Below are 13,172 nucleotides of genomic sequence, written 5' to 3' on the forward strand. Positions count from 1 at the left end.
CTGCTCAGAGATAGGCAGGATGCGATCGCTTCTTTCCTGAACCATGTTCAGGAGAGTTCAGCGTGAATGTATCAGCTAGTGCACAATGCTAAGGAAAAAGTTTCATTCCCGCTTAAAAATGACTATGCGGATTGTCCTCGAACTCCAGGGTGCAGAACTTTAAGGTTCGGCAGTTTTCCGCTACCGTGCGCCTCACGCTCTCCGGTAAGCCTTCCGGTATTTCCGCGTCGATTTCCAGGGTAATTTTGACAGTGGCTCCTGGCAGATTGGTCAGGTGCCGGATGACCTCGTCGGCAAGGGTTGCAACATCTCTGTTGACCCGCAGGGGATCCATTTCCACCCTGCCGTAAAATCGCCTCGGCAACGCCGGCTGGGAAACTTGATTTCCTTGATTCGTAACTGGGGAATCCTCCTCGCTGGGGCCAGGAAGAGGCGGAGTGCTGTCTGGGAAGATGCAGGGCGCCTTTGGGGAAGGAACTTGAAGGGCTTCCAATTGACGGCGGGCAACCTCTGGCTTGACCAGCAGGCTGTTGGAACCGATGCTGGGCTTGACTATGGCTGCCACTTGCAAGCCGAGGTATTTGCCTTTGGACTCATCGAAGGCCTCTGCGTAGGCAAAGCTATCCTCCCAAGCAGTTGAGGCTACCCCGTCTTCTACAGCTCTTAGAAGAACGGATGGGTCTTTCAAGCGGGGTAGGTAGAGGTACTGGGCCAGGCATTCCCACAGTCGTTTGAGATCGATGTGATCAGCCTCGCGCCAGAGGAATCTATCCAGCGTATCCAGGCGGAGGGTGATGGCAGAGTAAGCGGTAACCAGATCCCCCTCGTGGACAGCTTTGCGGCTGGCTTGCAAAATGGGGGAATCTTGCCCCTGCAGTCGGCATTCTTTCCACTCTAGACTGCCTTGGGGATCAGGCTGGGCTGGGATCAGCAGCCATTGATAGGTTTCCCGCAGAGCAGCCTCAACAGCAGCCTCGGATTGGTGCAGCTTGGTATTGGCTTGGGCGGTTTGGAAGGCATCTAGGTTGAGGAGATCTTTGTCTTCCAGGATCCCTTTCCAAGCTAGGTATTGGGCGGTATTGCGTTCTAGGCTTTCCAGGCGGGTTTTGTCGGGCGCCAAAAACAGCAGCATGTTCCTGTAGTAGCGGAGGCCGCTGCCGCGACGCTGGAGGGCCTGCTCAGCCCAGACTCGCCCAGGGCTATCCTGGCTACCCCGGCTATGGGAATACTGAGGATGCAGGATCACCAGCCGCACGCCTAAAGTGGGATCGTCGGGAATATCGGCAGTGGAGTCGGGGGCAACGTGAACGGCGCTGAACTCACCGCGATTTCTGTCGGCTTTGAGGCGCCGGATGATCTCTTGGCAGAGGGTGTGGGGCTCGTCCCTCAACAGTTGCTCGGCTCGCTCCTGAGCAGTGCGGTTGACGTTGGGCTGGGTGGAAATCCAGTAGCGACTGCCATCTCCGTATAGGTAAGTTGCCTGGTCGGATAGCCGCCGCAGGGCATCGCCGAAGGTGATGGGGTGTTCTCCCGGTTGCACGCAGCCCAGCTTGATGCGGCGCTCCTCAATGCCGCGGTTGGCGGCCCGCAGGGTGGGGGCGGATCCCATGTAGATGGTGCGGGCAACCCGGCGACAGGCGGAATACCGGCCCAGGTTGGGGTGATCTCGGTCGAGAGTCAGGGGCAGGGAAGTGGGGCCATCCACGTCTTTGTCGATTACCGGCAGCCAGTTGTCGTCTAGGTAGCGGGTCAGCTCTGCTTGTACCTGTTGATCGTCCATGGGGATGTGGGCGGGCAGGATCATCAGGCTGCGGTCATTTCGCTCCCAGAGGGTGTGGATGACCCTGGCCATCAGCCGTAGCACACCGCGGGTGCGTTGAAACTTGTCGAGAGTAGACCAGTCGGAGTAAAGGCGGTCAAACAGCTCTGGGTGAATGGGATAAGCAGCCTTGAGGCGGCGTTCGTAGTCACTTTCTTTGCACTCGCTGGGAAATTCCTGGCTTTGGCTGCGATAGAGATCCATGAACGCTTTCACCACGGCATCCCGCTGCACAAATAGCTCGGGATTGGTGAGGGGCTGAAACAGGCGGCGGCGGACAATTTCAAAGCTTTCTTCAGCGCTCGCGGGCCGCCAAGGGGATTCCACCCGGCCAATGGCATTTCTCAGGCGAACCAGAGCTTCTTTGCCCCGCTCCCCGCCAATTTCGATATCCGAAGAAGGAAGGCTCACCACCAGCAGTGTATCTTTTGCGTTCTTGGCCGATTCGCTCAGGGTTTGGGCAAAGGTAAACTGGGTGTCGAAACTGCCGCCGGCTAGGTCAGGGCTGTCGTGGAGTTGGCGAGCATAGGCCACCCACTCATCGATTAGGATCAGGCAAGGGGCATAGCGGTTGAACAAGACTTTAAGCGCATCGCCGGGGTTGGTGGAAGTTGCGTCGGCCTGCTGCACCCGCGCATAGCCTTCGGCACCTCCCAGTTGCCAGGCCAACTCCCCCCAAAGGGTGCGGATCAGGGGGCGGTTTTGCTGGGCGTGCTCAGGCTTGTAGGAGGGAATGCCGCTGGGCTGGAGCTTGTTCCCCACCAGGACGGCTATCCTGACGTTTTGAGGTGGTCTCTGCAGGCCGACGGCTTGGAGAAGAGACTCTGTGCCGGGTAGGGGGCCCTCACCCCTAGCCCCTCTTCCAAAGAGGTGGTAGAGGGCAAGCATGGCGTGGGTTTTGCCGCCGCCAAAGTTGGTCTGCAACTCTATCACGGGATCCCCCCCTTGGCCGCTGAGGCGCTTCAGGGCATTGGTGAGCAGTTGTTGCAATCCCTCGGTAAGGTAGGTGCGGCGGTAGAACTCGACGGGATCCCGGTACTCATCCGAACCTTCGCCCAGGTAGACTTCCCAAAGATCGGCGGCAAATTCGGCTTGTTGGAAGCGACCTGAAGCCACATCGGGGTGGGGAGTGGCAACCTCGCGCCAGGGCTTGAGGCCAGCCTGGGGCTGACCTTCTGTAGGGGATCCCATAGCGCGACGGCTTTCCCGCTTGGCCTGTTCTTCGAAGCGCAGTCGCAGTAGCTCTTGTTTTTGTTTTTCAACTTCGGCAGCTTGGGGGGCAGCAATGGCGCTCAGCAGTCGGGCAACGCTATCGAGGGCGCGATAGGCATCGTCAAAACCAAAAGTGCAGGTGTGGGCCCAGGTGTTGCGGGTATTGCGCAGCTCGCTGACTAGGGTGCGCTCCGCTTGTCCCAGAGTTTGCCTGAAGACGGTGTTCCACTGCTCCCACATGAGAGTCAGCAGCGCCAAAACATCTTCCTCCAGGATCTGCTCAGGACTTTTGAATTTGGGAGAGCGCTCGGGCAGGTTGTCGGCGACAACTGTCAGCCACTTCTCTCCATGGAAGGCTTGCATCTCCCGCACGACAAAAGGATAAAGCCCCTGCCGCAGAAGGTTGAGGGCGCGTCCAACTCGTTCGTGGTTGCTGATAGCCATAAGTGATTGAATGAAATTGAAGTTAGGGGGTGGGTCGATTATTTCCAGATTAAAGTGAGATCCACAACAAAGCCAGGGAGAACCGGATCCCCAGACAAGCTAGTAGGTCGCTCCAAAACTTGCACCAGCTGACCTGGGCGGTAGACGTAAACCCGCTGGCTTTCTGGATCGATCAGCCAGCCCAGTTGGGATCCGTTGTCTACGTACTCCTGCAGCTTGGCCTGAAGGATAGCCAGCTCGTCAGTGGGGGACTTCAGTTCCAGCACAAAGTCGGGGCAAAGAGGAGCAAAGCGACGACGCTGCTCCGGGGTAAGCTGCTGCCAGCGCTCTTTGGCAATCCAAGCGGCATCGGGAGAGCGGATGGCCCCATTGGGCAGGGCAAAGCCCGCGGAAGAGTCAAAGACAAAACCTAAGTTCTTGCCTCGATTCCACTGCCACAGTTGGCCCAGCAGGTCGGCATTGCGGAATCCAGTTTCGCTGCCTGCAGGGGCCATGGCAATCAGTTCTCCTTGGGCAGTGCGTTCCAGGCGCAGCTCAGGATTTTGCCGGCAAAGCTGTTCGAAAACTTCATCGGTTAAATTCAAAGCCGGTTGCAGGTTGAGGGCAATCATAAGCTTTGCCTGCAGAGCAACTCAGGGCCCGGGGGCGCTACTCCCAGATTAAAGTGAGATCCACAACAAAGCCAGGGAGAACCGGATCCCCAGACAAACTAGCAGGTCGCTCCAAAACCTGTACCGGCTGACCTGGGCGATAGACGTAAACTTGGCCCTTTTCTGGGTCAATTAACCAGCCCAGTTGGGATCCGTTGTCCAGGTACTCCTGCAGCTTGGCCTGAAGGATAGCCAGCTCGTCAGTAGGAGACTTTAGTTCCAGCACAAAGTCAGGGCAAAGAGGAGCAAAGCGACGGCGCTGCTCTGGGGTAAGCTGCTGCCAGCGCTCTTTGGCAATCCAAGCGGCATCGGGAGAGCGGATGGCCCCATTCGGCAGGGCAAAACCTGCAGAGGAGTCAAAGGCTACACCAAGCTGGGTTTGCCGGTTCCACTGCCAGAGCTGGGCGCTGAGGCTCAAGTTTTGACGGCTGCTTTCGCTGCCTGCAGGGGCCGTGGCGATCAGTTCTCCTTGGGCAGTGCGCTCCAGGCGCAGCTCAGGATTTTGCCGGCAAAGCTGTTCGAAAACTTCATCGGTTAAATTCAAAGCCGGTTGCAGGTTGAGGGCAAGCATCATCTTCTTTGGGCAAAACTCTCAGAGTACGTGGCCTATGGCTCGTATTAATTCCCTAAGATAGAGCGTATTTTTTGGCGAAGGGCACGAAGGGCTGGACTTCTACCCAGATCTCGACTTTGGGCCAAGACTTCTGGCACCCACTCTAAAATCGGTAGCTGAGGAAAGGTTGGGCTAGTGGCAGAAGCCTGATATTGGCCGGATTGCAGGATGTAGATGGTTAGCTGGTTGCCTTGATAAACCCAAAGTTCGGGCACTCCTAGGCGGGTGTAAGCCTCAATCTGGGTTTTGGAAGTAACATCCACTTCGATGGCCAGATCCGGAGGCGGGTCAACAGATAGATCCAGCCGATCTTTGCCAATCACGGCCTGGTGATTTTGGATATAGAAGCATTCATCAGGTTCGATCCCGTAGTTCATTGCTTGCTGTTTGAAGGTAGCTGACCCAAAACATTCGCAGTCAACTTCCAGTTCCTCTAGCAAGATTTTGACAATGTCTCCAATGATGGATTTTTCTCGCTCATGCTTGGGTGAGGGCATTCTGATTTCCAATATCCCATCGCTGTAGGCAATGCGGCTGGCTCGCTTTTCGCCCAGCTCATCTAGGATGGCTTCAAAGTCTAACCAATTCAGATTGTGAATCAGCAGGCGCTGGCCGGGTGGGATGGTGAGTTGTCGAAGCTGGAGGGTGACCATCGTCTGGTTGGGTGTAAGGATAGAAATCTCTGAGGTCTTTTAGGCTTTGCTTCCCCCAGAGGTAGGGGGCTAAAGCAAGCTGGGCTGGAAAGGATCATGCTGCTTTTTCTTCATTTCGGATGCTAGCCGGTTAATTTCCGGCCAGGCAATGACGAGGGTGTTATAGACCAGCGCCTCTTGAGCCCAGCCTTTTTTGTCGCAGAGGGTATAGAGCCGATAGGCAAGGTCGCGGGCCACTGCACCTCCATCTGCCAAGCTAGCCAGGAGAGCGGCGGCTCCCATTTCCCCTTTCTGATCGAGGGTGTGGATGAGGGTCTGGGTGATGAGCCAGGCGGAGGAAGCAAGGAGCAAGGAGAGGGAATCTGCTCCCTTTTCTTTTCTCTGGGCTATTTCCTCTCTTCTCAACAACCGCACCTTGCCGGCCTTGGCTTCTAGGATCCCAAGTTCCTCAAGGGACTCAATGCTGACGTTTCTGGCCTTGCTGAGGACTTCTGCTTCCCCGTAGGGGCCTGGCTCAAATTGATATTGGGCAAACCAAGTGGTGGCCCAGCGGCTGCCCTCATCGAGTTCCCCTTCCTGTTCGCTGAGATATTCATCTAGGTACTGGTTGATCAGCTGCAGGGCAGTGCGGACGGTCAGGGGCGAGCCATCGCTTTCCAAAACCGCAGCGTAGCGGGAATAGATGGCCATGCCGGGGCCGATGCTGGCTTGGGCCAAGTCCACAGGAGCAATGCTGCCCTGCTGCAGAAGCTTGAGAGCCTCAGGCAGCTCGCGCTTCAGCTCGGCAAGGAATTGGCGACGGGTAGCCTTGGGCGCATCGGCAGGACGAGGACGGCAGACTAGAACGATGGAGGAAGCGAGGGCGTTAGTGCCAGATGCAATCATGCGGTTAGCGAGTTCGGTTCGCAGAGGCCAAGTGCCGTCAATGGTGAACCCAGCCCTGATCAAGCCTTCGAGCATGGTTTCCCAACCCGTAGAGACTCGGCCACTCATGCGCTCTGGGCTCTCACCCCTGGCTCCCCTACCAGTACGGGAGAGGGGGATAGGCTTGTCCGTGTCATCATCCTCTTCATCTTCCCCTTGTCCTTGGGGAGAGGTGTCTTCTTCCGTTTGCTTAAAGGCGTAGTAAACCGTGAGCGGGTAATCGGCATGAGAAATGCCGCGAATTCGGTTAAAAGCCTTACTTAATCCTGCCTCGAAGAACTCTTTAGCCTTTTGCTTGTCTCCACTAAAACGGTAGGGAGTAGCTACCAACTCTTGATCCTTGGGAGCCAAAAGAGTGCTAAAAAGATCGGGGTATACAGAGTTGAGACAACGGCGCAGCCAAACATAGAAGAAGTCTGATAAATCGGCATAGCTAATGTTGTCATAGTAGGGAGGATCAGTGGAGATAATTTTGGGGATGGTGTCCTGAAGGTGAGGGACTGTTGTGTCGTGTTGGGTGACTTGAGCATTCGTGAAGTTAGAGGATTTTTCCACTACTTTCCAAACCCAATCTACACAAGCTATCCAATTTCCAGTTGATTCACTGAAGGGGCAGCATTCTGCATAGTCCCAAACCATTGGAATAGCTTGTCTTCCAAATATATTCCGAACTTTTGCATATCCAACATCCCAGCTACAAATTGCTGAGCATCTATCTGCTAATCGATCGACAGCAAACGCCAAATAAACGCTAATCGCCTCTCCATAGGCTCTAGCTCCTGTTCCACCCTCGGCCAAGGGCACGTTGTCATCGGGGAGTCCGGCGGCGGTCGCGTCAGCGGTGCGTAGCACCTTGGCATCGGCAATGGCCTTTTCCCGTGCTTCCGCCACCAAATCACTGAAGGTCGTCAGGGCCACCAGTTGCCGGGGGGTGAAGAGATCTGAGATTTTCCTCATCCCATAGTTGGGAGTCTTAAAATCCCTTGGATTATGGGGTAAATTGGCATCTGGTTTCCAAGTGGGTTGTGCTGATTCAGCAATTTCAACGTGTTCTTGTTGAGGTGATAGATACACCCTGCCATTTTGTCCCTCTGCCACTATGGCCATCATCTGGGATCCCATGCGTCCGGCCTGACCCTCTTTGCGGATGTACTCCAGCGGCACAGGTGTTCCGCAGGCAATGCAGCGTGCTCCTTTGCGGCCTACGGTTCCCTCCGGCGCTTTGCCCTTACCTGACCTGACCACAAACCGGATTGAGGGAGCAGAAGCGCTCTCTCCCCCATTCACCACCACTGGCTCTACCCAAGCCTCTTTCCCCTTCTTCGTCGAAAGCTGAAACGATCGCACCAAGGGCATCTGACAGCGGCAGGCTGGATTTGGACAGGTCACCGTCCGCGCCCACAACCAGGCAATCACCGTCAACTCCTCTGTGCCTTTGGGGTTTGAATAGGAAGGATAGAGATGTCCAATGCGTTCAAAGGCTTGTTTCCGCATCCAAGCCCCGTAATACCGGACATCTGCTGCCAATCCTTGGGCACCCCGCCAGGCTGAGATATGCTTCTTAGCCCGATCTTCAGGGTTGATGGGGGCTTTGTCCTTAAACTTCGGTGGAATCTCGATCAATGCCTTGTTGATCAGCACCGCCACCGGGTTGAGATCGCTGGCATGGGCCTCTAACCCCAAGCGCTGCGCTTCCAACGGGATGGATCCGCCACCGGCAAAGGGATCGTAAACGGGCGGCGCGTACTTGGCGATGTATGCTCTAACGGCTGCCGGATCCGTAGGGGGCTCTTCTCCTCGATCCCAGGCTAGACATCGGGCAATTTCTCGCTGCGCTGCCTCCAGCACGCCGGAGTTTGGATTGTTCACGTCATCCCAGGACACCAGACCCCGCACGACCCGCTTCCCCTGTTCGATCTCGATGCGGCCCAGGATGTTGAACAGCCGCTGCCGCTCTCGCTCTTGGTCGGCCTCGGTGGGGAACTTGTCCGGCCAACTGGAAGGGTCATCGACCAGGGAAGCCCAGAGCACTGCCCGACAGGCTGCTAGGGGTCGCCGCGCCCACCAGAGATGCAGGGTGCTGGGGTGGCCATGGCGGATGGATTTCTCGCGAGCCGATTCCAGATTGATGGCTTCGAGGGGCAGGGCAACTTCAATCAGCTTCTTGCGGCGGCTCATTAGATAAGGATCGGTCGGGTTAAACAGGCTGCAGTTTAGAGTTTAGTCTGAGGGGAAGGCGGGCTCAACGAAAAGATGGCTCCAGCCTGTTCAAGAACAACTAAGGCATCTTGATTTGGGACAAGCCATGTTGGGTGCCGATTGAGTTGCTACTTTTTCTGGACGACGACTGGATTTGTCCTTGTACCCATCGGCGGAATGCTTGAATTGCTTTGTTTCTACCTAAGACTTTGCTCTCCTGTAGGTAATGAGGGATAACTTGCTTTAGGTTTAAGCCTGGGAAAGTTGGGCTTTCATCAACTTCTTGGTAATTGCCAAATCGGAGTACATTAACTTGAAGAATGCCTTGATCAAATCGCCATAGCTCCGGTACCTGAAGTGCTGCGTAAAGATCAAGATGGGTTCGGGATGTGATATCAACTTCAATTGCAAGATCGGGTAGTGGATCGATCATGAGATCTATTCGTTTCTTGCCGCGAATTGCTAGCTCATTCTGAATATAAAAGCACTGGTTAGGCTCCAGGCCATAAGTTGTAGGCTTTCTTAAGGTCACCGAACCTAAACTGCGGAACTCAATATCCAGCTCTTCCAACAGCGCTTTAATTAAATCACCAATGATCTCTTTATCATCCTCATGCTCTGGAAGCGGCATCATGATCTCCAGCAAGCCATGATCGTAAGCCAACCGAGACCCCCGCTGGTTTCCCAATTCGCTCAGTATGGTTTCAAACTCTTGCCAAGAGATGCCCTGCAAGACAACTCGCTGACCTGCTGGAACATGGATTTGCCGCAATTCCAGTAGCATGAATTCATCCTACCAATGAAAGTTAGTATCTATTTGGGATCCCTTCCTCGATTCCACAATTCTTTCCAATCATAGTTGACGCTACTGGCCCCAAAATCCGGCTCCCGTTGAAAAGGCCGCCGCACATACCGCACCTGGCAGCCTTCGCCCGGCACGGTGTAGGTGCCTGCAGGGGTCTTTACCCTGAAGGCATCCCCTTCTGGAAAGGCGGGATCGGCTGGCACTTCTACCAAAGCCAGGATGAAATGGTCGGGTTTGTTGAGAGCTGTCAAGATTTCATTTTTGGTAACGGTTACCGTCTTTGCTCCCTCAACTCTGCCTTTGACTTCAATGAAGCGAAGGCCTTCCCTTCCAGCGGATTCGATATCATAGCCCAGGTTTTCAGCGCTGACATCACGAGGTTCGTAGCCCAACGCCCGCTCTATGGCCATAACGGCAGCCATTGCTGCTTGTTCTACTCGCCGGGTTTCGCGGGCAAAGGTGGTAGGGGTTGACCCTCGCTTGCCCTGTAGCCGCTGCAGCAGTCCGATGGGGATCACCAAGGCTTTCCCGGTTACCACCGGCGGCAAGGAGGATAGCTGGCGCTCCTGCTCCAACTCCGATAGGCGCTTCTGAAGGCGATCCGCCAACTCATCCGCCCGCTGCTGAGCCTTGGCAGAGTTGAGCTTGGCGTTGGGCCTGCCGGCTTGCTCTTGCAGCCGCAACTGTGCAGCTTGATGATCCCAGTAGTTAATTTCTCGGGTGAGGCGATCTTTAACAGCCAGCTCCGTCTTGTTGATCAATTCTTCCCGCTGAGCTTTGATTTCCTGGAAATGCTGGGGAACTAAACGCTCAATGGCGTAAGCGATGGCTTGGCTTTCTACCTCTGAAGCCGAGAGCTGGGGGATGTGGGATCCAGCTTTCGCTTTCACAAGGTCGCGCTCTGCGGGAGTTAGGGGCCGGTAGTCCAAGTAGGGAGCATAGCCGGCGCTTCTTACCCTGACGCTCTCTCCTCCTCCTAGCCCTTGGGGAGCGGGGAGAAAGATCTCCACATATTGCATCCGTCGGGAGATAACCCGTCGCTGGCCATTTCGGTCTAGGCGCCCATCCTGAAGGGCATGCTCTAGGTACACCAGTATCCGTGGTGTTTCGCCGGGATCGTTTTCATCGACGAGGATGGATCCCTGTCTGAGCAAATCTCGGTGTTGCTCCAAAACCAAGTCCAGAGTGGCATCCAGCAGGGGATGGCCTGGGCAGATGAACTCTGCCGGGGGCTTGTTGGGGACGCTGATGAGGTTTTTGTTAAAGGTAATCCGCTCGTATTTTTTTAAGATGGGTGCGCCCAACCCAATCTGGCGGTCGCGATTGCGAATTGCTGCCGGCACATGGGTAATTTCATAGCGTTTGGGTTCCCGCTCTCGAATGGTGCCACCCAAGCGTTGAAAAGCTTCTAGGAAGAAGGAGGCAATGAAATGAGGCTGGAGCTTGCGGGCCTCGGCTCGCTCCATTTCCGCCCGGATTTGCTGCACTTTGGTCGTATCCATCGAGTCGTGGGCCAGGGCGCGTTCTGCCAGGAGTTCCCTGAGCCGCTCGTGGTCTAGGCGATCTGCAATCACTTGATTGAGTCGGGCCTTGACCTCTGGACGATCCCCGTAGCGAATGGCCTCGATCAGCAGCTCTCGCAGTTCTTGACCGGCAATCGCTTTGCCCAGGACATCGAAGACCTTGCCCCCCAAGGCCCTTTGCTCGATTTCTATTTTTTTCAGCAAAGCCAAGTAGACATCTCCTTCCCGCGTTTCCTCGGCCACTAGGTTCCACAGGTGGCAGACCTCGGTTTGACCAATGCGGTGAATTCTCCCAAAGCGCTGCTCCAGGCGGTTGGGGTTCCAAGGCAGGTCGTAGTTCACCATCAGGTGGGCCCGTTGAAGGTTGATCCCTTCTCCCGCAGCATCGGTAGCAATGAGTACTTGAACGGCGGGATCCTGTTTAAAGGCTTCCTCGGCTTTTTTGCGCTCTTCTCGACCCATGCTGCCGTGAATGGTGATCACCGCTTCCGGTTGGCCCAGCAAGTTCCCCACTCGGTCAGCCAGATAGTTGAGGGTATCTCGATGTTCGGTGAAGATAACCAACTTGCGCCGATGTCCGCCGGCATCAAACATCTCCCCCTGATTTTGCAAGAGTTTCGATAGCTCCTCCCACTTGCGGTCTTTGCCGCTACGTCTCACTTGCAAGGCTAATTTTTCCAGCTCCTGCAGCCGCTGAATTTCTGCCTGCAGCTCGACAATTGTGCGGGCGGCAGTTGCCTGATCTACCAGCTCTTCTTCTCGCGGTTCCCGCTCTTCAGCAGGGCAGTCTTCAAAATCCTCATCCCAGCCTTCTTCGTCTAGCAGGGAAGTGGTAAAAGCAAGGTTGTCTCCCCGGCTGCGCAATTGTTCTTCCTTTAGCTTCCGCTGCAGTCTCTCTCGTCTTCGCAGCAAGGATTGGTAGATCGCTTCTGGAGAAGAGGCTAGCCGACGTTGCAGGATGGTTAAAGCAAAACCGACCGTCCTTTTGCGGCTACCTTGCTCTAAAGCTTCCGCGCGGTTAAACTCTTCGCGCACGTAATCGGTCACTTCCTTATAGAGCCTGGCTTCCAGGTCAGACAAGACGTACTGGACGGTGTAAGCTCGCCGTTCGGGAAAGAGAGGCTTGCCATCGAACTTGAGCAGGTCTTCTTTCACCAGCCGCCGCATCAAATCCGAGGCATCACAGGTATGAACTCCATCTCGGAATCTCCCCTCAAAGCGATCCCCATCCAGCAAAGCCAAAAAAAGCTGAAAGTCTTCTTCTCTACCGTTGTGGGGAGTGGCTGTCATCAGTAAAAAGTGGCGTGTTAGCTGCGAGAGCAACTTGCCCAGCTTGTAACGCTTGGTTTCTTTGATTTCTCCCCCAAAGAAGGATGCGGAGAGTTTGTGGGCCTCATCAACAATAACCAGATCCCAATCAGTTTGCCTCAGTTTCTCCTGCAGGGCCTCATCTCGGCTGAGCTTATCGAGGCGGGCAATGAGAAGAGGTATCTCCAGGAAAGGGTTGCCAGTTCGGGCGGCTTGAATGCGATCGTTGGTCAAGATCTCAAAGGGCAAATGAAACTTTTGCACCATCTCATCTTGCCACTGCAGCGTTAGACTCCCCGGGCAAACGATGAGACAGCGGTGCAAGTCACCTCGAATCAATAGCTCTCTAACCAAAAGCCCTGCCATGATGGTTTTGCCGGCACCTGGGTCATCGGCCAGCAAAAACCGCAGCGGCTGCCGCGTGAGCATTTCCCCATAGACGGCGCTGATCTGGTGGGGCAGGGGTTCTACCAGAGAGGTGTGAACGGCCAGCAAGGGATCAAACAGGTGCGCCAGCCGAATCCGATAGGCCTCTGAAGCTAGGCGAAATAAGGCGCCGTCTCCCTCGAAGTTGCCAAGGGATCCCTCGGCTACCACCTCTAGGGTTGGCTCTTTATCCCGAAACAGAAGCTCTGAATGGAGACGCCCCTGAGTGTCTTTGTAGATGGCCTCGATGGTGCTGCTGCCGTACCACCTCACACTCACGATGGCAACGGTTTGATTGGGCAGGATCCCTTTGACCTTGGCGCCAGGGGTGAGATCTTCCAGTCGAGCCATAAACTGCGGGTTTCCAGAGCTGCGAGCGGAGCCTGTTCCAGCTCCCCATTGCTATGTTGCGCTCACTTCCAGCTCTTTTCCCACAGCAAAAGTCCCCTTCTTCCATAAAAGGAGACAGCAGTTTGGAGTTGGCAAGCGGCTTCACGACGGTTTTAAGCCGGTTTTAAGTCCTGATACATTTACGCTGAACACTGCTGAACATCACTGTTCAACTATGCAGCGATAGCATTCTGTTTGTTTCCAAA

Annotated in this window: 7 protein-coding genes; all 7 read right to left on the minus strand. The window is 55.3% G+C overall.

The features are described from left to right. Nucleotides 1-112: 112 nt before the first annotated feature. Nucleotides 113-3,475 carry a Swt1 family HEPN domain-containing protein gene (locus NW834_RS11420; RefSeq protein ID WP_414419198.1) on the minus strand — a complete coding sequence of 1,121 codons (3,363 nt, stop codon included), beginning with the start codon at nucleotides 3,473-3,475 and terminating at the stop codon, nucleotides 113-115. Nucleotides 3,476-3,513: 38 nt separating this feature from the next. Next, nucleotides 3,514-4,086: a Uma2 family endonuclease gene (locus tag NW834_RS11425; RefSeq protein ID WP_414426307.1), complete on the minus strand. Its 573-nt coding sequence runs from the start codon at nucleotides 4,084-4,086 to the stop codon at nucleotides 3,514-3,516. A 37-nt stretch (nucleotides 4,087-4,123) separates the two neighbouring features. Continuing rightward, the gene (locus tag NW834_RS11430; protein ID WP_414329684.1) at nucleotides 4,124-4,696 is read right to left on the minus strand and encodes a Uma2 family endonuclease; all 573 of its coding nucleotides are present in this window, start codon (nucleotides 4,694-4,696) and stop codon (nucleotides 4,124-4,126) included. Nucleotides 4,697-4,743: 47 nt separating this feature from the next. Then, the gene (locus NW834_RS11435) at nucleotides 4,744-5,391 is read right to left on the minus strand and encodes a Uma2 family endonuclease (protein ID WP_414329080.1); all 648 of its coding nucleotides are present in this window, start codon (nucleotides 5,389-5,391) and stop codon (nucleotides 4,744-4,746) included. Between the two features lie 69 nt (nucleotides 5,392-5,460). After that, the gene (locus NW834_RS11440; protein ID WP_414350150.1) at nucleotides 5,461-8,493 is read right to left on the minus strand and encodes a DUF1156 domain-containing protein; all 3,033 of its coding nucleotides are present in this window, start codon (nucleotides 8,491-8,493) and stop codon (nucleotides 5,461-5,463) included. A 100-nt stretch (nucleotides 8,494-8,593) separates the two neighbouring features. Then, on the minus strand, nucleotides 8,594-9,298 hold the full coding sequence (locus NW834_RS11445; protein ID WP_414328701.1) for a Uma2 family endonuclease: 705 nt from the start codon (nucleotides 9,296-9,298) through the stop codon (nucleotides 8,594-8,596). Between the two features lie 29 nt (nucleotides 9,299-9,327). Beyond that, nucleotides 9,328-12,927 carry a helicase-related protein gene (locus NW834_RS11450; protein ID WP_414328702.1) on the minus strand — a complete coding sequence of 1,200 codons (3,600 nt, stop codon included), beginning with the start codon at nucleotides 12,925-12,927 and terminating at the stop codon, nucleotides 9,328-9,330. Nucleotides 12,928-13,172: the final 245 nt, after the last annotated feature.

This window comes from Synechococcus sp. R60.1, assembly GCF_047461835.1.
Taxonomy (GTDB): Bacteria; Cyanobacteriota; Cyanobacteriia; order Thermostichales; family Thermostichaceae; genus Thermostichus.

What these genes read in the sequence shown, in the direction of transcription:
- NW834_RS11430 (WP_414329684.1), bottom strand. Translation starts at nt 4,696, where the DNA reads ATGCTTGCCCTCAACCTGCAACCGGCTTTGAATTTAACCGATGAAGTT.
- NW834_RS11435 (WP_414329080.1), bottom strand. Translation starts at nt 5,391, where the DNA reads ATGGTCACCCTCCAGCTTCGACAACTCACCATCCCACCCGGCCAGCGC.
- NW834_RS11420 (WP_414419198.1), bottom strand. Translation starts at nt 3,475, where the DNA reads ATGGCTATCAGCAACCACGAACGAGTTGGACGCGCCCTCAACCTTCTG.
- NW834_RS11425 (WP_414426307.1), bottom strand. Translation starts at nt 4,086, where the DNA reads ATGATTGCCCTCAACCTGCAACCGGCTTTGAATTTAACCGATGAAGTT.
- NW834_RS11445 (WP_414328701.1), bottom strand. Translation starts at nt 9,298, where the DNA reads ATGCTACTGGAATTGCGGCAAATCCATGTTCCAGCAGGTCAGCGAGTT.
- NW834_RS11450 (WP_414328702.1), bottom strand. Translation starts at nt 12,927, where the DNA reads ATGGCTCGACTGGAAGATCTCACCCCTGGCGCCAAGGTCAAAGGGATC.
- NW834_RS11440 (WP_414350150.1), bottom strand. Translation starts at nt 8,493, where the DNA reads ATGAGCCGCCGCAAGAAGCTGATTGAAGTTGCCCTGCCCCTCGAAGCC.